Here is a 21,231-nt window from a genome sequence, read left to right as displayed (position 1 = left end):
CCTGACTGACGGTGCTTATGGACGTTTCTGACCTGCTAAACAGCCTGAATGATAAACAGCGTGAAGCCGTGGCGGCTCCGCGCAATAACCTGCTGGTGCTGGCAGGCGCGGGCAGCGGCAAGACACGCGTGCTGGTGCATCGCATCGCCTGGCTGCTGACGGTAGAAAACTGCTCGCCATATTCGATTATGGCGGTGACCTTTACCAATAAAGCCGCCGCAGAGATGCGCCATCGTATTGAGCAGCTGATCGGCACCAGTCAGGGCGGCATGTGGATCGGCACGTTCCACGGGCTGGCGCATCGCCTGTTGCGCGCGCATCACCTTGACGCCCGCCTGCCGCAGGACTTTCAAATCCTCGACAGCGAAGATCAGCTGCGCCTGCTGAAGCGCCTGATTAAGGCGATGAATCTGGATGAGAAACAGTGGCCGCCGCGTCAGGCGATGTGGTACATCAACGGTAAAAAAGATGAGGGTCTGCGTCCGCAGAATATTGAAAGCTATGGCAATCCGGTTGAACAAACCTGGCTACGCATTTACCAGGCCTATCAGGAATCGTGCGATCGCGCCGGGCTGGTCGATTTTGCCGAGCTGCTGCTGCGCGCCCATGAGCTGTGGCTGAATAAACCGCATATCCTCAACCACTATCGCGAACGTTTTACCAACATCATGGTGGATGAGTTCCAGGATACTAACAATATCCAGTACGCCTGGATCCGCATGCTGGCCGGCGACAGCAGCCGGGTGATGATCGTGGGCGATGACGACCAGTCGATCTACGGCTGGCGCGGCGCGCAGGTGGAAAACATCCAGCGCTTTCTGAACGATTTTCGCGGCGCAGAAACCATCCGTCTGGAGCAGAATTACCGCTCTACCAATAACATCCTGAAGGCAGCTAACGCCCTAATCGCCAATAACAATGGCCGACTGGGGAAAGAGCTGTGGACCGACGGCAGCGACGGCGAGCCGATCTCCCTCTATTGCGCGTTTAACGAGCTGGATGAAGCGCGGTTTGTCGTGAACCGCATTAAAGTGTGGCAGGAGAACGGCGGCGCGCTCAGCGACTGCGCGATCCTTTATCGCAGCAACGCCCAGTCACGCGTGCTGGAAGAGGCGCTGCTGCAGGCCAGCATGCCGTATCGCATTTATGGCGGCATGCGCTTCTTCGAGCGTCAGGAAATTAAAGATGCGCTGGCCTACCTGCGTCTGATTGCCAACCGTAACGACGACGCCGCCTTTGAACGCGTAGTTAATACGCCAACGCGCGGCATCGGCGATCGCACGCTGGATGTAGTGCGTCAGGCGTCGCGCGATCGTCAGCTGACGCTGTGGCAGGCGAGCCGCGAACTGTTGCAGGAGAAAGCGCTGGCCGGACGCGCCGCCTCGGCGCTGCAGCGTTTTACCGAGCTGGTGGATTCACTGGCGCAGGAAACTGCAGAGCTGCCGCTGCATGTTCAAACCGATCGGGTGATTAAAGATTCCGGCCTGTGGCTGATGTATGAACAGGAAAAAGGCGAGAAAGGCCAGGCGCGCATCGAAAACTTAGAAGAGCTGGTGAACGCCACGCGTCAGTACAGTTATCAGGATGAAGATGAAGATCTCATGCCGCTACAGGCATTCCTGTCGCACGCGGCGCTGGAAGCGGGCGAAGGTCAGGCGGATAAATGGCAGGATGCGGCGCAGCTGATGACCATGCACGCGGCCAAAGGGCTGGAGTTCAGCCAGGTATTTATTGTCGGCATGGAAGAAGGGATGTTCCCCAGCCAGATGGCGCTGGATGAAGGCGGCAGGCTGGAAGAGGAGCGCCGTCTCGCCTACGTGGGCGTCACCCGCGCGATGAAAAAGCTAACGCTCACCTATGCGGAAACGCGTCGGCTGTACGGTAAGGAAGTTTATCACCGCCCGTCACGCTTTATCGGCGAGCTGCCGGAAGAGTGCGTGGATGAAGTGCGTCTACGCGCCAGCATCAGTCGCCCGGTCAATCATCAACGAATGGGCACGCCGGTGGCGCAAAACGATAGCGGCTTTACGCTGGGTCAACGCGTACGTCACGCCAAGTTTGGTGAAGGCACCATCATTAATCTGGAAGGCAGCGGCGATCACAGTCGCCTGCAGGTGGCTTTTCAGGGCCAGGGAATTAAATGGCTGGTTGCCGCTTACGCGCGGCTTGAAGCGGTATAACCGGCGTCATGGCGGCGGCCTGCTCTTGTCTGGCCGCCTGCGCGCCAGGCAAGGTTTTCCCGTCATTGATGAAAAGTCCGGACGCGGTAATAAGCGGCGTCCTGCTTCGCTTGACGCCTTTTTCGTCTCAGCGTAACATGCGCGCACCATCACCCTAAGAGGACTTTCGCCTTGGACACTCCCAGTCGATGCTGGCTCACCCACCTTATCAACAGGTACAACCCCTAAGGCCATCCTCTTATGCTGATAGCCTTTGTGGTTGTCAGCGACCGCATTTCCCGTCGCACGAGTTAGCGTTTACCACTGACTGAAACTCAGGTTTCTGTGTTCTGGCGTATTGTCCCATTTGAATGACCCATTGGGAGTACTGCTATGCTGAGCGCTTTTAAACTGGATCACAGCCGCCTGACACGCCTGGAGCTGGAAGATACGCCGGAAGATCTGGTTTCTTCGGTTTGGGTCGATTTGATCGAGCCTGAAGAAGCAGAACGCGAGCGCGTGCAAAATGAACTGGGCCAGAGCCTGGCGACCCGTCCTGAACTGGAAGATATCGAAGCCTCCGCGCGCTTTTTTGAAGACGAAGACGGCCTACATATTCACTCTTTCTTTTTCTATGAAGATGCCAAAGATCACGCGGGCAATGCCACCGTCGCCTTTACCATCCGCGAAGGCCGCCTTTATACGCTGCGTGAGCGTGAGCTGCCGGCGTTTCGTCTCTATCGTATGCGCGCCCGCAGCCAGACGCTGATTGACGGCAACGCCTATGAATTGCTGCTGGACCTGTTTGAAACCAAAATTGAACAGCTGGCGGATGAGATTGAAAATATCTACAGCGATCTGGAAAAGCTAAGCCGGGTGATTATGGAAGGGCAGCAGGGCGACGAGTTCGATCAGGCGCTGTCAACGCTGGCGGAGCTGGAAGATATTGGCTGGAAAGTACGTCTTTGTTTGATGGATACCCAGCGCGCGCTGAATTTCCTGGTACGCAAGGCGCGTCTGCCGAATAACCAGCTGGAGCAGGCGCGGGAAATCCTGCGCGATATTGAATCGCTGTTGCCGCATAACGAATCCCTGTTCCAGAAGGTTAACTTCCTGATGCAGGCGGCGATGGGCTTTATCAATATCGAGCAGAACCGCATTATTAAAATCTTCTCAGTAGTCTCAGTCGTCTTCCTGCCGCCGACGCTGGTGGCCTCAAGCTATGGCATGAACTTTGAGTTTATGCCGGAGCTGAAATGGAGCTTTGGCTATCCTGGCGCTATCGGCCTGATGATCCTCGCCGGACTGGCGCCCTATCTCTACTTCAAGCGTAAAAACTGGCTGTAACGCTACCGGGCCGGAAAGCTTTTCCGGCCGGTTGCCGCTGGTATTCCCGACGGGTTGGACGTAACCTTAAGCTTTTCAAGCCTCTGTGGTCGCTTCCTTCTATGGAAAAACTCTCACGTCTTCAGCAGTGGATAACGCTTATCGGCGTTTCGCTGCTGCTGGGTTTTATACTGCAATATTTTCATGTGCCGGCTGCGCTGTTGCTGGGGCCAATGATCGTTGGCGTGGTGATGGGGCTATTGGGCGCAACGCTGCGTATTGATAAACGGTTGTTTATTCTCTGCCAGGCGGTGCTGGGCTGCATGATCGCGCAAAGCCTGTCGCCCTCGGTTATCGATCCGTTGATTGCCGACTGGCCGATCGTGCTGGCGGTACTGCTGCTGACGCTGGCGGCCAGCGGGCTATTCGGCTTTTTACTGGCCCGCTACAGCGAGTTGCCGGGCCCGACCGGAGCCTGGGGATCGTCACCTGGTGGGGCGTCGGCAATGGTGGCGATGGCCGCCGACTACGGCGCCGATGCGCGGCTGGTGGCATTTATGCAGTATCTGCGCGTGCTGTTTGTCGCCACCGCCGCGGCAGTAGTGGCGCGTATCGGCCTTGGCGATGAGGCGCAGCACGCCGCGCCGCAAGTCTGGTTTCCGCCGCTGGATATGCGTTTTGTCATGACCATCGGCATTATGCTGCTGGGCGCTTTCCTCGGACAGCGCTTTCGTATTCCTTCCGGCGCGCTGCTGCTGCCGGCGCTGGCGGGCGCGGCTTTGCAAAGCAGCGGAACGGTAGAGCTACAGGTGCCGGAGTGGCTGTTGGCAACCGCCTACGCCTTAATCGGCTGGACGGTTGGGTTACGCTTTACGCGGCCGATCTTTCGACTGGCGCTGCGCACGTTACCGCAGATGCTCGCCTCGATTATTGGTCTGATGCTGTTATGCGGCGCGATGGCCTGGATGCTGACAAAATTGCTGGATGTCGATCTGCTGACCGCTTATCTGGCAACCAGCCCTGGCGGGCTGGATACCGTGGCGATTATCGCGGCGGGAAGCCGCGTCGATATCGCTTTTGTGATGGCGCTGCAAACTCTCAGGCTGTTTACCATCCTGCTTACCGGTCCCGCGCTGGCGCGCTTTATTTCACGCTTTGCGCGCGCCTGATCGGCGCAGCGTATAGAGCGCATCGATAATAAACAGCGCTAACGCCAGCCAGATAAAGCCAAAGGTCACTGCTTTATCTGGCGTCATGATTTCGCCATAAAACAGCACCGCCAGCAGGAACATCAGCGTCGGGCCCAGATACTGGAAAAAGCCCAGCGTTGAGAGGCGCAGGCGCGTGGCGGCGGCGGTAAACAACATCAGTGGAATGGTGGTCACTACCCCGGCGGCAATCAGCAGCAGGTTTAGCGAGGCGCTATTATTGCCAAGATGGCTGGTGGCGCTGTCGGCAATGCCAAACAGATAAATCGCCGCCAGCGGAAACAGCCACAACGTTTCAATCAGCATGCCGCTCTGGGCATCCACCGCAATCTTCTTGCGTACCAGACCGTACAGCGAAAAGCTCAACGCCAGCCCCAGTGCGATGATCGGCAGCGAGCCAAACTTCCACAGCTGCACCAGCACGCCGCAGGTCGCCAGCGCGACCGCGATCCACTGCATACGCCGAAAGCGTTCGCCAAGAAACAGCATGCCAATCACCACGTTAAGCAGGGGATTAATGAAATATCCCAGGCTGGCTTCCAGCATGTGATGATTATTCACCGCCCAGATAAAAAGCAGCCAGTTGCCGCCGACCAGAGTGGCGGAGACCGCCAGCAGCAGCACCTTTTTAGGCTGCCGAATCACCGTTTTTACGCGCCGCCAGCTGCGGGTAAGCGAAATAAGCCCCAGCATAAACAGGGCCGACCAGATCACGCGATGCGTCATAATCTCGCCAGGGGCAACTTGTTGAAGCAGTTTGAAATAGGCGGGCGCTACGCCCCAGATAAAATAAGCGCACAGCGCGCAGAGAATGCCCTGGCGCGTTTGTTGTGTATCCATCACGGTTCTCGGGGGTAAAGGCGTCAGTGTAAAATAAAAACTGACGCAGCGGTTAAATTTAGCCGACCAGATAGGTTGCGGTAGCGCTGGCGATATGTACGCCCGCATCGTTATGCATTTCTACGCGCGCCACGGATATTTTATTGCCGGCGCGCAGCAGGCTACTGGCGGCAATAAAATGCTCGCCGCGTCCGGGTCGTAGATAATCCACGCGTAGATCGATGGTGCCCATACGCGCCAGGCGCTGGCGTAATTCCTGCTCGCTAATATGCTCCTGCCGCGTCAGTGAACTGGTAACGCACACCAGACCGGCCGCCACATCCAACACCGAGGCGATCACGCCGCCGTGCAAAATTTGCTGAGCCGCGTTGCCAACCAGCATCGTTTTATTGGCAACGCTCAGCTCAGCGTAATCACAATCAAGGCGTTTTAGCTCCAGGCCCAGCGCCTGATTAAAGGGCATATGATAAACAAAAATCTCGCCAATAAGCTGACGCGCCGCCACCGTATTCAACTGAGTCTCTGACATAAAAGGATTTTCCTGAAGCCCGATCTTAATATGCGCTTATGTTAACAAATTGTGTATTGTATGCAGTCAGGAATGTGCTTTCCACTTTCAGAAATCAGCGCTGATTTCAGAGTGGAATTGTGTGTAGAATGGCCTGCTTTTTTACATAATAACCTTATGAATGGCACACAGCGCTTCACCGGAGAACACTATGCGGATGCTAAGAGGATTAGTTGCGGCGGCTTTAGTACTGCCCGCATTGGCGCAGGCTAAAGAAGCCACCGTCAAGGAAGTACATGATGCCCCAGCGGTACGCGGCAGTATCATCGCTAACCTGCTGGAAAAGCATGATAATCCTTTTGTGCTTTATCCTTATGAACGCAACTATCTGCTCTATACATGGACCAGCGACCTCAATAAAGAGGCGATTCAATCTTATGACTGGGCTGACAATGCGAAAAAGGATGAGGTAGAATTCCAGATTAGCCTGGCGTTTCCTTTATGGCGCGGTATTCTGGGCGACAATTCGGTGCTGGCGGCGTCTTACACTCAACGCTCCTTTTGGCAGCTTTCCAATCGTGGCGAATCTTCACCTTTCCGTGAAACCAACTACGAACCACAAATTTTTCTCGGATGGGCGACCGATTACTCCTTTGCCGGCTGGACGCTGCGTGATGTGGAACTGGGCTTTAACCACCAGTCGAACGGGCGTTCCGATCCCACTTCCCGTAGCTGGAACCGGGTTTATGCGCGTCTGATGGCGCAGAACGGCAATTTCCTGGCGGAAATTAAGCCCTGGTATCGTCTGCCGGAAGGCACCAGCAGCGACGATAACCCTGACATTGCTAAATACATGGGTTACTATCGCGCCAAATTGGGGTACCAGATGGGCGACAGCATTTTCAGTATTCAGGGCAACTATAACTGGAATACCGGTTACGGCGGCGCGGAGCTGGGCTGGAGCTATCCGATTAGCGAGCATGTGCGTTTTTATACCCAGGTATTTAGTGGCTACGGCGAATCGTTAATCGATTATAATCACCGCCAGACTCGCGTGGGCGTGGGCGTAACCTTAAACGATCTGTTCTGATCTAGGCCTGCCCGACGGGCCTGTCACATAGCTATTCTCTCTTCGGGCGGCATGCCGCCCGTCAAGTCATCATTATGTAGTGCAATACGGGGAAGACGTGTCTACGGCGGCAGTAATCAATCATGAAGCGCTGGCTGAGCAGGTATTACGCGATACCTTCGGCTATCAGCAGTTTCGCCCCGGGCAGCAAACCATCATTCAGGCGTCGCTGAGCGGCCGGGATTGTCTGGTGGTGATGCCCACCGGCGGCGGGAAATCGCTCTGTTATCAAATTCCGGCCTTGCTGCGTGACGGCCTGACGTTGGTTGTCTCACCGCTTATCTCGCTGATGAAAGATCAGGTCGATCAGTTGCTGGCGAACGGCGTGGCGGCGGCGTGCCTTAACTCGTCGCAAACGCGAGAAGAGCAGCAGAAGGTAATGGCGGGATGCCGCAGCGGCGAGGTGCGCCTGCTGTATATCGCGCCGGAACGCCTGATGATGGATAACTTCCTTGATAGCCTGACGTACTGGAATCCGGCGATGCTGGCGGTGGATGAAGCGCACTGTATTTCCCAGTGGGGCCATGACTTCCGCCCTGAATATGGCGCGTTGGGCCAGCTGCGTCAGCGTTTCCCGGCGCTACCGGTTATGGCCTTGACGGCAACCGCAGACGAAACCACCCGTAATGATATTGTCCGGCTGCTACAGCTGGACGATCCGCTGATTCAAATCAGCAGCTTCGACCGGCCTAATATTCGTTACATGCTGGTGGAGAAGTTTAAGCCCACCGAGCAGCTGCTGCGTTACGTACAGGATCAGCGCGGCAAAAGCGGCATCATTTATTGCAACAGCCGGGCCAAGGTGGAAGACACCGCCGCCCGTCTGCAAAGCCGCGGCCTGAGCGTTGGGGCCTACCATGCTGGAATGGATAACGCCCATCGCGCCCAGGTGCAGGAGGCTTTCCAGCGCGACGATTTACAAATCGTCGTGGCGACCGTCGCCTTCGGCATGGGCATCAACAAGCCCAACGTGCGCTTTGTGGTGCATTTCGATATCCCGCGCAATATAGAATCCTACTATCAGGAAACCGGACGCGCCGGACGTGACGGCCTGCCGGCCGAAGCGATGCTGCTGTACGATCCGGCGGATATGGCCTGGCTGCGTCGCTGCCTGGAAGAAAAAGCGCCGGGCCCATTACAGGATATTGAGCGTCATAAGCTCAATGCGATGGGCGCATTCGCCGAGGCGCAAACTTGCCGCCGCCTGGTGCTGCTGAATTATTTTGGCGAAGGCCGCCAGCAGTCGTGCGGAAACTGCGATATTTGTCTTGATCCGCCACGGCGCTACGATGGCCTGGTGGAAGCGCAAAAAGCGCTCTCTACCATTTACCGCGTGGGTCAGCGCTTTGGTATGGGCTACGTGGTGGAAGTCTTGCGCGGCGCCAGCAACCAGCGTATTCGCGATCAGGGGCACGATAAGCTGCCGGTGTATGGCATCGGCCGCGAGCAAAGCCACGAGCATTGGGTCAGCGTACTGCGTCAACTGATTCATCTGGGTCTGGTGGCGCAGAACATCACTCTGCATTCGGCGTTGCAGCTTACCGAGGCGGCAAGACCAATTTTACGCGGCGAAGCGCCGCTAATGCTGGCGGTGCCGCGTCTGGTTACCGTTAAGCCGAAATACAACAACCAGAAAAGCTACGGCGGCAACTACGATCGCAAGCTGTTTGCCAAACTGCGCAAGCTGCGTAAAGCGATTGCCGATGAAGAGAATATTCCGCCTTACGTGGTGTTTAACGACGCGACGCTGATTGAGATGGCGGAACAGATGCCGATTACCGCTTCGGAAATGCTCAGCGTCAATGGTGTCGGCCACCGTAAGCTGGAGCGTTTTGGTAAACCCTTCCTGGTAATGATCCGCGAACATGTGGATGGCGAAGAGTAAACCCGCCGCAAAAATCGTCCGTACGCAGATAACAGATGAACAGAAAAGCCTTTGGCGTAATAATTACAGGCACCTCGGGATAGCCAGACGGCCATCCCGTTTCATTTATCGGCAAGGAAACTGTTATGCTCGCGCTTTTTCTTACCGTCGCCGCAGTGCATTTAGTCGCACTGATGAGCCCCGGACCAGACTTCTTTTTTGTTTCGCAAACCGCTGCCAGTCGCTCCCGTAAAGAGGCGATGATGGGCGTGCTGGGCATCTCGTTGGGCATTGTTGTCTGGGCTGGCGTCGCCTTAATGGGATTACATCTTATCCTGCAAAAAATGGCCTGGCTGCATGAAGTGATTATGGTGTGCGGCGGACTCTATTTGACCTGGCTGGGTTGGCAACTGATGCGCTCGGCGCGTCGTCAGCATCTGCAGCCGGCGGCGGAAAGTGCGGAAGTGCAGGTTGAGTTGGCTAAAAAAGGCCACAGTTTCCTGAAAGGTTTTCTGACCAACCTCTCTAATCCTAAAGCGGTAATCTATTTCGGCAGCGTCTTTTCCCTGTTTGTGGGCGATGACGTCTCTGCGGGCGCGCGTTGGGGCCTGTTTGTTCTGATTATCAGCGAAACCTTCGCCTGGTTTACGCTGGTGGCCGCGGTGTTCGCTATGCCCTGGATGCGCCGCCAGTATCAGCGCATGGCGAAATGGATCGACGGAATGGCAGGGGTATTATTCGCCGGGTTCGGCATCCATCTGATCCTCTCCCGCTGAGGGCGGCCTGGCTTACTGGCGATTTGCCGTCCGGGCAGTACTCGCTTCCTCACGTACTGACGGTACGCTCGGATCGCTGCGTGCTGGCCGTCCAGCAACTGGCTGCGACACCGACGGCCTCTAATCGCAGGGAAGCGGGGGCAGTCTACGGAGTAAAGCCTCCGCGTCATAGATGACGCGGCGGAGCCTCCAGGGATGGATTCACGGCGTCTTTACGTAGCTGCCTGCCCCCGCTGACCGGAACCAGAACACCAAACTCAGCCACTTTAAGCCATACGCCGGGCGGAAGCCAACAGCGCACCCACGGCCATAAACAGTCCGCCAAACACCCGGTTCAACAGCTTCATCTGATGCGGTCCTTTAATCCAGACGCCAATGCGTCGCGCCAATGCGGCGTAACCGATCATCACCACCACATCCACCACGATGGTAGTCACGCCTAACACCAGATACTGCATCGCCTGGGGATGATGCGGAATAATAAACTGCGGAAACAGCGCGGCGAGAAAAACAATACTCTTGGGATTGGTCAGATTCACCAGCACCGCGCGCTGAAACAGACGGCGGCGCGGCATAACGCTCGCCACCGCATCCAGGTTGATCGCGCCGGCCGCGCGCCACTGCTGAATGCCCAACCAAACCAAATAACCTGCGCCCGCCCACTTTAAAACCTCAAAGGCCAATAGCGAGCGGGAAAACAACGCCCCCAGCCCAATGCCTACCAACAGTATATGCGCGCCCAGCCCTACCTGAAGACCGGCAATCGACGCCGCGGCGCCGCGATAGCCGTGGCCAATACTGGTACTCATGGTATTTATCGCCCCCGAACCGGGCGACAGGCTAAGAATTATTGTGGTTAACAGATACGTCATCCACCATTCGATAGTCATGGGTAAGGCTCCCTGATTGCGCAGAATTGTGCCACAATACGCCATTGCCAGCGGTTGCGCTACGGCGGCAACAGGCCGGAAGCTTCAAGGGAGTCGAGCTATGACCAGTCATAAAAAACACTGGCCAACACGCGAGCAGGCGTTTGCAGCGTTTGCCACCGGACCGCTGCTTGATTTCTGGCGTCAGCGTGAAGAGTGCGAATTTATCGGTGTGGAAAATGTGCCGATTCGCTATGTGCGCTTCACCTCGCCGCAACACGATAAAGTGATACTGATCGTGCCGGGGCGCATTGAAAGCTACGTCAAATATCCGGAGCTGGCTTACGATCTCTGGCACTGCGGCTATGATGTCATCATTGTCGATCATCGGGGGCAAGGGCGATCGGGGCGGCTGCTGAAAGATGCGCACCGTGGTCATGTTGTTCACTTCGATCATTATGTCGATGATTTAGAAACGCTCTACCTGAAAGAATTAATCGCCGGACACTATCGGCAGCGCTATGCGCTGGCGCACTCCATGGGCGGCGCAATCCTGACGCTGCTGCTGGCGCGCAATCCTGCTGCCTTTAGCGCCGCGGTACTGGCTTCACCGATGTTCGGCATCTATCTGCCGATGCCTGCCTGGATGGCGCACCGCATTCTTGACTGGACGGAAAAGCGCCCGGCCATGCGCGATGGCTATGCGCTGGGAACCGGTAAATGGCGGGTGCGCCCTTTTAGCCTGAATGTGCTAACGCACAGCCGCGAACGCTACAAGCGTAGCCTGCGCTTCTATGCGGACGATCCCGCGATTCGGGTCGGCGGGCCAACTTACCATTGGGTGCGCGAAGGTATTCAGGCGGGGCAAAATATTCTTAGCAAGGCGGCGGCCATCAGCACGCCGCTGCTGCTGCTACAGGCCGGGGACGAAAAAGTGGTGGATAACCGTTCGCAGGATCTGTTCTGTGCGGTGATGCAGGCCGCCGGTCGCCCCTGCGAAGGCGGCAAACCCTATGTTATTAAAGGCGCGCGTCATGAGATCCTGTTTGAAAAAGACGATATGCGCGCCGAGGCTTTACATGCCATCGTCGATTTTTTCGCCCGGCATGAATAAATTGCACTACTCAGAACCTTATCACTCTCTTCGAAACCAGAGGTTTTCATGTACCACGTAGTCGCTTCCGATCTGGATGGCACCCTGCTTTCTCCCGATCATCGCTTAACGCCTTACACAAAAGAGACGCTCCGCCTGCTAACCGCGCGCGGCGTACATTTTGTTTTCGCCACGGGTCGTCATCATGTTGATGTATCACAAATGCGTGATAACCTGGAAATCGAAGCCTATATGATCACCTCCAACGGCGCGCGTGTACACAATACCGCCGGTGAACTGATTTTCAGCCATAACCTTGATGAAGATATCGCGCGCGAGCTCTATGCGCTTAAGTATGACGATCCCGACATTCTCACTAACGTCTACCGTGATGATGAATGGTTCCTTAACCGCCATCGTCCGGAAGAAGAGCGCTACTTCCGCGAATCCATCTTTACCTACCAGGTCTATGAGCCCGGCCTGCTACCAACCGACGGCATCAGCAAAGTCTTTTTTATCTGTGACGACGCGGAAAAGTTGGTGCCGTTAGAAGAAGCCATCCTGGCGCGCTGGGGCGATCGGGTCAACGTCAGCTTCTCTTTCCCGACCTGCCTGGAGGTAATGGCAGGCGGCGTGTCAAAAGGCCACGCGCTGGAAGAAGTTTCTAAACTGCTGGGTTACTCGCTGGCATCCTGTATCTCCTTCGGCGACGGGATGAACGATAAAGAGATGCTGATCATGGCGCAGAAAGGCTACATTATGCGTAATGCGCATCAGCGTCTGAAAGATCTGCTGCCGGAAATGGAAGTGATAGGCACCAATGCGGAAGACGCGGTGCCGCGTAAGCTGCGCGAACTCTTCCTGAGCTGAACGCCATAACGTACCGACAGTAAAGCCAGAGCGTTTTCTCACGCCCTGGCTTTTTTATTAACGATTTAAAAACCGCACGGCTTTATCCGGGAAATCGGTAAACAGTCCGTCAACCTGCGCCTGGTTATACAACGCGTCGAACAGCTGATTAACATCCGTTGCGTAAGGCGGCAATTGATCGGCCCGTACCGTGTAAGGATGAATTTGCAAATGGCTGGCGTGCGCCTCTTGCGCTAACGGCGTCAAACGAATATCGCCCGGTTTGGAATCGGCGCTGAACAATTCATGGTAATCCGGGCCGATGCCATCAACATACTTCGCCAGCTCTTTCATCGCGCCTGGCTTAAACATCCAGTCGTAGCTGTAGTTGACCCATTTTCCCTGTTGTAACGCTTCTGTCTCATGCGAATCGGTTTCGGTAATCAGCTGCACCAGCCGCAGATCCATCTCCATTTTCGGCTCCAGCTCATTCTTAATGCGCTTTAACTCATTAAAATCGAAACACTGCAGCCAGACATTGTCCTGTTTACTGCGGTAACCATACTGCTTTAGCACCTGCAAAACCTGCGTGGCGATATCTTTGCCTTCCTGATGATGAAACCAGGGCGCTTTGATCTCAGTGTAAATGCCAATATTTTTACCGGTCGACTGGTTCAGGCCCTGAATAAACTCGATTTCCTCTTCAAAAGTATGAATGCGGAAGGTGGATTTCCCGCCGGGAAAACGGTTCGGCCAGGTTTGCACCTTTTTGCCACCTTTTAGCGTAAAGCCTTCGGTAAAATTCAGGCTGCGAATCTCCGCCAGCGTGAAATCGATCGCGTAGAAGCGGCCATCTTTACGCGCGCGCTGCGGGAAACGATCGGCGACATCGGTCACGCGATCGAGATAGTGATCGTGCAGTACCACCAGCCGATCGTCTTTGGTGAGCACCAGATCCTGCTCAAGAAAATCCGCGCCCTGCGCATAAGCCATCGCCTTGGCGGGCAGCGTATGTTCAGGAAGGTAGCCGCTGGCGCCGCGATGCGCGATAACCAGCTTGTCATGGTTTTGCGCGCCAGCGCCGCAGGCCCCGGTCAGCATCAGCGCTGCCAGCAACAGTTTTATTTTCATCGGTTGCCCTCTTGTTGCAGCTGTTGCTTGTGCTTGTTTTCACTGAACATGGTGAGCAGCAGCAGGATTACCGCCAGCACACAGCCGCCGATCATAATCAGGAAGCCGCCGTCCCAACCGAAAAAGTCAACGGTATAGCCAACGATAGCGCTGGCCGCGACCGAACCGCCAAGATAACCAAACAGGCCGGTAAAACCCGCTGCGGTGCCGGCGGCTTTCTTCGGCGCCAGCTCCAGCGCGTGTAGCCCAATCAGCATCACCGGACCATAGATCAAAAAGCCGATGACGATCATACAGGCCATATCAATACCGGGATTGCCGACCGGGTTAAGCCAGTAAACCACCGTGGCGATGGTCACCAGCACCATAAAGAATACGCCGGTTGCGCCGCGGTTGCCTTTAAACACTTTATCCGACATCCAGCCGCACAGCAGGGTGCCGGGGATACCGGCATATTCATACAGAAAGTAGGTCCAGGACGATTTATCCAGCGCGAAGTGCTTCACCTCTTTCAGATAAGTCGGTGACCAGTCGAGAATGCCGTAGCGCAGCAGGTAAACAAAAACGTTGGCCAGTGCGATATACCACAGCAGTTTGTTCGGCAGAATGTACTGCATAAATATCTGTTTGGCTGTTAGCTCCTGTTCGTGCTGTTCGCTGTAGTCAGGCGGATAATCATTTTTGTACGCTTCAATCGGTGGCAAACCACACGACTGCGGCGTGTCGCGCATCAGAGCAAACGCGATCAGCGCAACAATGATGGCGGCAAAGGCGGGCATATAAAGCGCCGCTTTCCAGTTGTTAAACCATGCCATACCCAGCAAAAACAGCAGAGGAGGGATGCCGCCGCCAACGTTATGCGCGCAGTTCCAGACGGAAACGATGCCGCCGCGCTCTTTTTGCGACCACCAGTGCACCATTGTCCGTCCGCACGGCGGCCAGCCCATGCCCTGAAACCAGCCGCAGAGAAACAGCAGCGCGAACATCACCAGAATGCTGGAGGTCGCCCAGGGAACGAACCCCATAACCAACATCACCAGCGCGGCTAAAATCAGCCCGGCAGGCAGGAAAAAGCGTGGATTGGAGCGATCGGATATCGAGCCCATAATAAATTTTGAAAAGCCATAGGCGATAGAAATACCGGACAGGGCAAAGCCGAGATCGCCGCGTGAAAATCCCTGTTCCACCAGATAAGGCATCGCCAGCGCAAAGTTCTTACGCACCAGGTAATAAGCGGCATAACCAAAAAAGATGCCGATAAAAATCTGCCAGCGCAGACGGCGATAAAGCGGATCGGTGCGATCCGCAGCGACAGGAGCTTGGTGAGGTGCTGGCTTAAAAATGCTAAGCATAAAAGGTCTCCAGAGACACAAAATGGTTTAAAGCGCCCACAGAATGAGCGAAAAGCGATTTTTGACTAACGGATGTTCCATTTCGCGCAAAGAATAGGGGCTGGTGCAAAGAGGGTCTGTGAAGCAGAGCGCAAATGTTACAGTTTTATGACAAAGCGTTGCAAAGCTCGTCACAAAACCGTGTTTTTACCCGCGCCGGATGGTTAAAAAACGCCATTAAATTGATCGGGACGGCTTTTCGCTTTCGCGCATCCTGTAACACGGAAACGACAAGGTGCTGACAAATCCACCAGATGTCAACCAGATAGTCGCTACCAGGCGGGCGCATTCCGTTACAATAGCGCTCTGTTTAACTATTGGATGCGTAATGTGGCGTTACTCATAATCACCACCATTCTGTGGGCCTTTTCGTTCAGCCTGATTGGGGTTTATCTGGCGGGGCAGGTAGACAGCGTATTTTCCGTGCTGGTACGTCTGGTGCTGGCGGCGCTGGTATTTCTGCCTTTCCTGCGCTGGCGCGGTTACCGTGCTTCCACGCTGCTGCTTTATATGCTGGTCGGCATGATGCAACTGGGCGTCATGTATCTGTTGAGCTTTGAAGCTTATCTCTATTTGACCGTGCCGGAATTCCTGCTGTTCACCGTCATGACACCGCTCTATGTCACCTTGATCTACGATCTGCTCAGCGGACGAGGCGTGCGTATGGGCTACCTGTTTAGCGCGCTGTTAGCGGTGCTGGGCGCCGCAATCATCCGCTATGACCAACTGAGCGATCATTTCTGGACGGGATTGATTCTGGTACAGCTGGCGAATATCTGTTTTGCCATCGGGATGGTGGGCTATAAGCGCCTGCAGGAAACGCGCCCGATGCCGCAGCATACCGCTTTCTCCTGGTTCTATATGGGCGCCGTGCTGATAGCGATAATTGCATGGTTTCTCTGGGGCAATCCGCAAAAATTACCTACCACGCATCTGCAGTGGGGCATTCTGATCTGGCTGGGTATCGCTGCATCCGGGCTGGGTTATTTTATGTGGAATTACGGCGCGACGCAGGTCGATGCCGGCACGCTGGGCATTATGAATAATATGCATGTTCCGGCGGGGCTATTGGTTAACCTGGCTATCTGGCAGGAGCAGCCAGACTGGCCGCCCTTTATTATCGGCGGCGGATTAATTGTCGCCTCTTTGTGGATTCATCGGCGCTGGGTGCGCTAATTTAACAATACCGGCGTGCGCTTTCACGCCGGTATTCTTTTTATCAACCCGTAACGTAATTCTGGATGCGTTCAAGGAAGTTAGCGAATTTAACCTCAATGGCTTTACCCAGTTGGCTACCAAATTCCTCGCCTTTTTTCTGAGCAGCTTCCTTGTCATAACCCAGATCAAACAGGTTGTTCAGCGTATTAGCCGCATGCGAAAAGAACCAGCCATAAGCCTCGGTTAACTTATCCTGCACCCGGCCCGCGCCGCTGACGGCCTGCACTTCTGTGATTGATAATTCTCTCATTATAAATCCCTCTTGGTTGCTATTTCCGTATAGGGGAATTGGCTTCTCCCCGGGGGAAAATTATGCTTCTGAGGAGGGAGGGTCAATTCACTAAGCGTCAGTTTTTAATTAATCTGCCGCCTAAAAATGACACAATATTCAGGGAAGGCGGGCAAAATAAACGACCCGCCGGAATGAAAATTTATCCTGTTGGCAACGCGTTGCGCGAGGCATCCCGCACAAACGGCAGATGCTGGCAGGCGTGCTGACGCGCTGAGCGAATAAAGCCGTCAATTACCGGCTGCCGCTGTTCACCATCCCTGACCGCTGCGTAGAGGCGGCTCCATAAACCGGCGCCCAGCGTTTTCGTGGTAATTAATCCCTGACGTTCAAAATTTTCCACCACCCAGTGCGGCAGGGCGGCAATGCCCATATGCGCCGCCACCATCTGTACCAGCAGCAGCGTGTTATCCACGCTTTTCAGCGCTGGGCTAACGCCTGCAGGCTGTAAAAAATGACGCCAGATATCCAGCCGCTGACGCTGTACCGGATAAATCATCAACACTTCATGGGCTAAATCTTCCGGCGTAATAGTGGTGACCTTCGCCAGCGGATGATCCGGCGCCAGTACCAGACGAACCTCAAAATCAAACATGGGCGAATAGTGTAGCCCGCTGCGCGGCAGGATATCTGACGTCAGTACCACGTCCAGTTCGCCCTGCTGCAGGGCAGGCTGCGGATCAAAGGTAACGCCCGATTTAAAGTCCATTATCACCTGCGGCCAGCTCTGCCGGAAGGTATCCAGCGCCGGCGTCAGCCACTGAATACAGCTGTGGCATTCAATGGCGATACGCAACGTGGCCTGATGCGGCTCATGGCAGGCCTGCAGCGCCTGCTGGATCTGCGGCAGCACCTGTTCCGCCAGCTGCAACAGAATCTCACCCTGCGGCGTAAAGCGCAGCGGCTGACTTTTTCGCACAAACAGGCGGAAACCGAGGCGCTGCTCCAGATCGCTGAATTGATGAGATAACGCCGACTGCGTCTGATGAAGCTGCGCCGCCGCCGCGGCCAGAGAGCCGCTATTCCTGAGAGCCTGCAGCGTTCGCAGGTGCCTGATTTCGATCATGAGAGTCCTTCATAACGACAATGAACAATTTGCGCTTGAGGAATATACAGTACCTGCAGATTATAGCGGTGTAAACATCTGGACGGCTAAACATCCCGATCGGCCCGTCATTTTACGTTCGGGCAGGGTTTATAACCCGAGAAACGGCACCGCGCCCCGGTTGTTGCGCTGGTCGTACCTAAACTGACTGTGCCGATACCGCCACTCATTAAGCTTTAATGGAGAAACAGCATGACCATTTTGAATCATACGCTCGGCTTTCCTCGTGTCGGCCTGCGCCGTGAACTGAAAAAAGCGCAGGAAAGCTACTGGGCCGGCAACAGCAGCCAGCAAGATCTGCTGGAAGTAGGCCGCGAGCTGCGCGCCCGACACTGGCAGCAGCAAAAAGAAGCGGGCGTGGATCGGGTGCCGGTAGGCGATTTCGCCTGGTACGATCACGTTCTGACCACCAGCCTGCTGCTGGGCAATGTGCCGGCGCGCCATCAGAATAGCGACGGCTCAGTGGATCTGGATACGCTGTTCCGTATCGGCCGTGGCCGCGCGCCGACCGGCGAACCTGCCGCCGCCGCTGAAATGACCAAATGGTTTAACACCAATTATCACTACATGGTGCCGGAATTCAGCAAAGGGCAGCAGTTCCGCCTGAGCTGGACGCAGCTGCTGGATGAAGTGGACGAGGCGCTGGCGCTGGGCCATAAAGTGAAGCCGGTTCTGCTGGGCCCAGTCACTTACCTGTGGCTGGGTAAAGTGAAAGGCGAGCAGTTCGATCGCCTGACGTTGCTGAACGATATCCTGCCGGTGTATCAGCAAGTATTGGCTGAGCTGGCGAAGCGCGACATCGAATGGGTACAGATTGATGAGCCGGCGCTGGTGCTGGAGCTGCCGCAGGCGTGGCTGGATGCGTTTAAACCGGCCTACGAGGCGCTGCAAGGGCACAGCAAGCTGCTGTTAACGACCTACTTTGACAGCATTGGTCAGAACATCAATACCATTCGTGAACTGCCGGTGCAGGGCCTGCATGTTGATCTGGTTCATGGCAAAGATGATATCGCCAGCCTGAACCAGCAAATCCCAGCCTCATGGCTGCTTTCTGTGGGCGTGATTAACGGTCGTAACGTCTGGCGCGCCGATCTGAGCAGCTGGTTCGAACGCCTGCAGCCACTGGTCAGTCAACGTCAGCAGTTGTGGATTGGCTCTTCCTGCTCGCTGCTGCACAGCCCGATCGATCTCAATAGCGAAACCCGCCTGGATGAGGAAGTGAAAAGCTGGTTCTCTTTTGCGCTACAGAAATGCGGTGAGCTGGCACTGCTGGCTCAGGCGCTGAACAACAATGATGCTGCTTCGCTGGAGGCCTGGAGCGCCCCGATCCGCGCGCGTCGTAACTCTTCCCGGGTACATAACGCGGCGGTAGCGCAGCGACTGGCGGCGATTAACGCGCAGGATAGCGAACGTAAAAGCAGCTACGCCGAGCGCGCTAAAGCACAGCGCCAGCGTTTTCAGCTGCCGGCGTGGCCAACTACCACCATCGGCTCTTTCCCGCAAACCACCGAGATTCGTGGTCTGCGCCTTGATTTCAAACAGGGCCGCCTCGACGGTAATCACTACCGTACCGGCATTGCTGAACATATTAAGCAGGCCATCGCAGAGCAGGAGCGTCTGGGCCTGGATGTACTGGTGCACGGCGAAGCCGAGCGTAACGACATGGTGGAATATTTCGGCGAGCATCTGGATGGCTTTGTCTTTACCCAAAACGGCTGGGTACAGAGCTACGGTTCTCGCTGCGTGAAGCCGCCGGTCATTATCGGCGATGTCAGCCGCCCGCAACCGATCACCGTTGAGTGGGCGAAGTATGCGCAGTCGCTGACCAGCAAGCCGGTAAAAGGCATGCTGACCGGCCCGGTGACGATTCTCTGCTGGTCCTTCCCACGTGAAGATGTTTCACGTGAAACCATCGCCAAACAGATCGCCCTGGCGCTGCGTGACGAAGTGGAGGATCTGGAAAAAGCAGGTATTGGCATCATCCAGATTGATGAGCCGGCACTGCGTGAAGGGTTGCCGCTGCGTAAATCGGACTGGGCCGCCTATCTGACCTGGGCGGTGGATGCGTTCCGTCTTAACGCCGCGATTGCGCGGGACGATACCCAGATCCATACCCATATGTGTTACTGCGAGTTTAACGACATCATGGATTCTATCGCCGCGCTGGATGCCGATGTGATAACCATCGAAACGTCACGCTCCGATATGGAACTGCTGGAATCTTTTGAGGAGTTTGAATATCCAAATGAAATCGGCCCGGGCGTGTATGACATTCACTCGCCAAACGTGCCTGATGTGGAATGGATGGAAGCGCTGTTGCGTAAAGCCGCGAAGCGTATTCCGGTAGAGCGTTTGTGGGTGAACCCGGACTGCGGCCTGAAAACACGCGGCTGGACCGAAACGCGCCTGGCGCTGGCGAACATGGTGCAGGCGGCACAGAAACTGCGTGCGGAAAGCCTCTGATTTCGCCTGAACCTGATGAAAGGGGCGCTGCGCGCCCCTTTTTTTATTCGCCGGCAGGCTTCACGCCATACTGATGGAACCAGGCCAGCATCCGTTGCCAGCCATCTTTGGCGGACTCTTCGTGATAGCCTGGACGATAATCGGCGTTAAACGCATGTCCCGCTTCCGGATACACGATAATTTCCGCCGTGGCGTTAGCCGCATGCAGCGCCTGCCGCATCGAATCAACGCTTTCCAGCGGGATACCGTCATCTTTCGCCCCGTACAGACCCAGTACCGGCGCATTCAGATCAACGGCAATATCGATTGGATGCTTCGGTTGTTTCATGGTTTTTTCGCCAACCAGACGGCCATACCAGGCGACCCCCGCTTTCAGCTGCGGATTATGCGCCGCATACAGCCAGACAATACGGCCGCCCCAGCAAAAGCCGGTAATCGCCATATTGCGCATATCGCCGCCATGTTTCGCCGCCCAGTTGGCGACATGATCGAGATCCGCCAACACCTGCGCATCAGGCACTTTACTGACCAGGTTTTCCAGCAGCTGCTTGATGTCGCTATAGTCGCTGGGATCGCCCTGACGGAAATAGAGCTCCGGAGCCACCGCCAGATAACCTTCCGCCGCCAGGCGGCGGCAGATATCACGGATATGTTCATGAACGCCAAAGATTTCCTGCACCACCAGTACCACCGGCAGCGGGCCGTTGGCTTCTTTGGGACGCGCATACCAGGCGGGCATATTTTCGCCCTGGGTGTTAATAGTCGTTTCGCCGCCCTGAATGGCGTCGTTATGGGTGATAATTGTGCTGTCGGCCGTAGGCGATACCGCCGGGGCGAACCCGTTATTGCCTTCTTTTGGGCCCAGATCGTTTTCGGTTTTCATTGTTATCTCCGTGCTGCTATTAGCGCAATCCGGTAACTATAGCCAAAATCAGCCAAAGGCTCCGGCCTGCATGTCCGTCTTCTCTTTAACATTGTGCTGGATAAATACACACAGCAACTTGTAGCAAACC

General features: G+C 55.6%; 19 protein-coding genes. 11 read left to right on the top strand and 8 right to left on the bottom strand.

Annotated elements, in window-relative coordinates; genetic code table 11:
• Positions 1–17 precede the first annotated feature (17 nt).
• The 4 genes from uvrD to K6958_RS19085 all read left to right on the top strand — a co-directional run bounded on the left by uvrD (position 18) and on the right by K6958_RS19085 (position 4,654).
• Positions 18–2,180 carry a DNA helicase II gene (gene uvrD, locus K6958_RS19095; RefSeq protein WP_249892568.1) on the top strand — a complete coding sequence of 721 codons (2,163 nt, stop codon included), beginning with the start codon at positions 18–20 and terminating at the stop codon, positions 2,178–2,180.
• Positions 2,181–2,351: 171 nt separating this feature from the next.
• Positions 2,352–2,408: a YsgD/CorL family protein gene (gene ysgD / locus K6958_RS21280; RefSeq protein WP_350355818.1), complete on the top strand. Its 57-nt coding sequence runs from the start codon at positions 2,352–2,354 to the stop codon at positions 2,406–2,408.
• Positions 2,409–2,552: 144 nt separating this feature from the next.
• Positions 2,553–3,506 carry a magnesium/cobalt transporter CorA gene (gene corA / locus K6958_RS19090; protein ID WP_249892567.1) on the top strand — a complete coding sequence of 318 codons (954 nt, stop codon included), beginning with the start codon at positions 2,553–2,555 and terminating at the stop codon, positions 3,504–3,506.
• 101 nt (positions 3,507–3,607) lie between these two features.
• Entirely contained in the window at positions 3,608–4,654 is a 1,047-nt protein-coding gene (locus tag K6958_RS19085; protein ID WP_249892566.1) for an AbrB family transcriptional regulator, read from the top strand.
• Here K6958_RS19085 and rarD read toward each other — a convergent pair.
• Together rarD and K6958_RS19075 are read right to left on the bottom strand one after the other, a co-directional pair.
• Positions 4,634–5,533, bottom strand: a complete 900-nt coding sequence (gene rarD, locus K6958_RS19080) for an EamA family transporter RarD (RefSeq protein WP_249892565.1) — start codon at positions 5,531–5,533, stop codon at positions 4,634–4,636. The two genes, K6958_RS19085 and rarD, sit on opposite strands and share 21 nt — an antisense overlap.
• Positions 5,534–5,591: 58 nt before the next feature.
• Positions 5,592–6,062 carry a thioesterase family protein gene (locus tag K6958_RS19075; RefSeq protein WP_249892564.1) on the bottom strand — a complete coding sequence of 157 codons (471 nt, stop codon included), beginning with the start codon at positions 6,060–6,062 and terminating at the stop codon, positions 5,592–5,594.
• A 190-nt stretch (positions 6,063–6,252) separates the two neighbouring features.
• Between K6958_RS19075 and pldA the strand changes: the two genes are divergently transcribed.
• From pldA to rhtC, 3 genes are all read left to right on the top strand, one after another.
• A complete protein-coding gene (gene pldA / locus K6958_RS19070) occupies positions 6,253–7,131 on the top strand; it encodes a phospholipase A (RefSeq protein ID WP_249892563.1) in 879 nt (292 codons plus the stop codon).
• Between the two features lie 97 nt (positions 7,132–7,228).
• Complete coding sequence (gene recQ / locus K6958_RS19065; protein ID WP_249892562.1) at positions 7,229–9,055, top strand: ATP-dependent DNA helicase RecQ; 1,827 nt, start codon at positions 7,229–7,231, stop codon at positions 9,053–9,055.
• A 125-nt stretch (positions 9,056–9,180) separates the two neighbouring features.
• Positions 9,181–9,810 carry a threonine export protein RhtC gene (gene rhtC, locus K6958_RS19060; protein WP_249892561.1) on the top strand — a complete coding sequence of 210 codons (630 nt, stop codon included), beginning with the start codon at positions 9,181–9,183 and terminating at the stop codon, positions 9,808–9,810.
• A gap of 266 nt (positions 9,811–10,076) precedes the next feature.
• On the opposite strand, the gene rhtB is transcribed toward rhtC, so the two are convergent.
• Positions 10,077–10,700: a homoserine/homoserine lactone efflux protein gene (gene rhtB / locus K6958_RS19055; protein WP_249892560.1), complete on the bottom strand. Its 624-nt coding sequence runs from the start codon at positions 10,698–10,700 to the stop codon at positions 10,077–10,079.
• A gap of 100 nt (positions 10,701–10,800) precedes the next feature.
• Here rhtB and pldB point away from each other — a divergent pair, with 100 nt between their 5' ends.
• The gene (gene pldB / locus K6958_RS19050; RefSeq protein WP_249892559.1) at positions 10,801–11,793 is read left to right on the top strand and encodes a lysophospholipase L2; all 993 of its coding nucleotides are present in this window, start codon (positions 10,801–10,803) and stop codon (positions 11,791–11,793) included.
• A 48-nt stretch (positions 11,794–11,841) separates the two neighbouring features.
• On the top strand, positions 11,842–12,642 hold the full coding sequence (yigL, locus tag K6958_RS19045; RefSeq protein WP_249892558.1) for a sugar/pyridoxal phosphate phosphatase YigL: 801 nt from the start codon (positions 11,842–11,844) through the stop codon (positions 12,640–12,642).
• 57 nt (positions 12,643–12,699) lie between these two features.
• Here the strand turns inward: yigL and glpQ are convergent, their stop codons facing one another.
• Together glpQ and glpT are read right to left on the bottom strand one after the other, a co-directional pair.
• On the bottom strand, positions 12,700–13,722 hold the full coding sequence (glpQ, locus tag K6958_RS19040) for a glycerophosphodiester phosphodiesterase (protein ID WP_434085227.1): 1,023 nt from the start codon (positions 13,720–13,722) through the stop codon (positions 12,700–12,702).
• A 26-nt stretch (positions 13,723–13,748) separates the two neighbouring features.
• On the bottom strand, positions 13,749–15,104 hold the full coding sequence (glpT, locus tag K6958_RS19035) for a glycerol-3-phosphate transporter (RefSeq protein WP_249892556.1): 1,356 nt from the start codon (positions 15,102–15,104) through the stop codon (positions 13,749–13,751).
• Positions 15,105–15,473: 369 nt separating this feature from the next.
• Between glpT and K6958_RS19030 the strand changes: the two genes are divergently transcribed.
• Entirely contained in the window at positions 15,474–16,319 is an 846-nt protein-coding gene (locus K6958_RS19030) for a carboxylate/amino acid/amine transporter (protein ID WP_249892555.1), read from the top strand.
• Between the two features lie 43 nt (positions 16,320–16,362).
• Here K6958_RS19030 and K6958_RS19025 read toward each other — a convergent pair whose 3' ends face one another.
• Positions 16,363–16,611, bottom strand: coding sequence for a hypothetical protein (locus tag K6958_RS19025; RefSeq protein WP_249892554.1), 249 nt, complete (start codon positions 16,609–16,611; stop codon positions 16,363–16,365).
• Positions 16,612–16,792: 181 nt separating this feature from the next.
• Positions 16,793–17,716 carry an HTH-type transcriptional regulator MetR gene (gene metR, locus K6958_RS19020; RefSeq protein WP_249892553.1) on the bottom strand — a complete coding sequence of 308 codons (924 nt, stop codon included), beginning with the start codon at positions 17,714–17,716 and terminating at the stop codon, positions 16,793–16,795.
• A gap of 231 nt (positions 17,717–17,947) precedes the next feature.
• Here metR and metE point away from each other — a divergent pair, with 231 nt between their 5' ends.
• Positions 17,948–20,218 carry a 5-methyltetrahydropteroyltriglutamate--homocysteine S-methyltransferase gene (metE, locus tag K6958_RS19015; protein WP_249892552.1) on the top strand — a complete coding sequence of 757 codons (2,271 nt, stop codon included), beginning with the start codon at positions 17,948–17,950 and terminating at the stop codon, positions 20,216–20,218.
• 43 nt (positions 20,219–20,261) lie between these two features.
• Here the strand turns inward: metE and K6958_RS19010 are convergent, their stop codons facing one another.
• Positions 20,262–21,101, bottom strand: coding sequence for a dienelactone hydrolase family protein (locus K6958_RS19010; RefSeq protein WP_249892551.1), 840 nt, complete (start codon positions 21,099–21,101; stop codon positions 20,262–20,264).
• Positions 21,102–21,231: the final 130 nt, after the last annotated feature.

The organism is Mixta hanseatica (genome assembly GCF_023517775.1).
Taxonomy (GTDB): domain Bacteria; phylum Pseudomonadota; class Gammaproteobacteria; order Enterobacterales; family Enterobacteriaceae; genus Mixta; species Mixta hanseatica.
The sequence above is the reverse complement of the archived record's forward strand: the minus strand, read 5'-3'. Positions and strand labels throughout refer to the sequence as shown.

Excerpts from the sequence above, each read along its gene's own strand:
- uvrD (WP_249892568.1), top strand. The coding sequence starts at position 18 with ATGGACGTTTCTGACCTGCTAAACAGCCTGAATGATAAACAGCGTGAA.
- corA (WP_249892567.1), top strand. The coding sequence starts at position 2,553 with ATGCTGAGCGCTTTTAAACTGGATCACAGCCGCCTGACACGCCTGGAG.
- K6958_RS19085 (WP_249892566.1), top strand. The coding sequence starts at position 3,608 with ATGGAAAAACTCTCACGTCTTCAGCAGTGGATAACGCTTATCGGCGTT.
- rarD (WP_249892565.1), bottom strand. The coding sequence starts at position 5,533 with ATGGATACACAACAAACGCGCCAGGGCATTCTCTGCGCGCTGTGCGCT.
- K6958_RS19075 (WP_249892564.1), bottom strand. The coding sequence starts at position 6,062 with ATGTCAGAGACTCAGTTGAATACGGTGGCGGCGCGTCAGCTTATTGGC.
- pldA (WP_249892563.1), top strand. The coding sequence starts at position 6,253 with ATGCGGATGCTAAGAGGATTAGTTGCGGCGGCTTTAGTACTGCCCGCA.
- rhtC (WP_249892561.1), top strand. The coding sequence starts at position 9,181 with ATGCTCGCGCTTTTTCTTACCGTCGCCGCAGTGCATTTAGTCGCACTG.
- rhtB (WP_249892560.1), bottom strand. The coding sequence starts at position 10,700 with ATGACTATCGAATGGTGGATGACGTATCTGTTAACCACAATAATTCTT.
- pldB (WP_249892559.1), top strand. The coding sequence starts at position 10,801 with ATGACCAGTCATAAAAAACACTGGCCAACACGCGAGCAGGCGTTTGCA.
- yigL (WP_249892558.1), top strand. The coding sequence starts at position 11,842 with ATGTACCACGTAGTCGCTTCCGATCTGGATGGCACCCTGCTTTCTCCC.
- glpQ (WP_434085227.1), bottom strand. The coding sequence starts at position 13,722 with ATGCTGACCGGGGCCTGCGGCGCTGGCGCGCAAAACCATGACAAGCTG.
- glpT (WP_249892556.1), bottom strand. The coding sequence starts at position 15,104 with ATGCTTAGCATTTTTAAGCCAGCACCTCACCAAGCTCCTGTCGCTGCG.
- K6958_RS19025 (WP_249892554.1), bottom strand. The coding sequence starts at position 16,611 with ATGAGAGAATTATCAATCACAGAAGTGCAGGCCGTCAGCGGCGCGGGC.
- metR (WP_249892553.1), bottom strand. The coding sequence starts at position 17,716 with ATGATCGAAATCAGGCACCTGCGAACGCTGCAGGCTCTCAGGAATAGC.
- metE (WP_249892552.1), top strand. The coding sequence starts at position 17,948 with ATGACCATTTTGAATCATACGCTCGGCTTTCCTCGTGTCGGCCTGCGC.
- K6958_RS19010 (WP_249892551.1), bottom strand. The coding sequence starts at position 21,101 with ATGAAAACCGAAAACGATCTGGGCCCAAAAGAAGGCAATAACGGGTTC.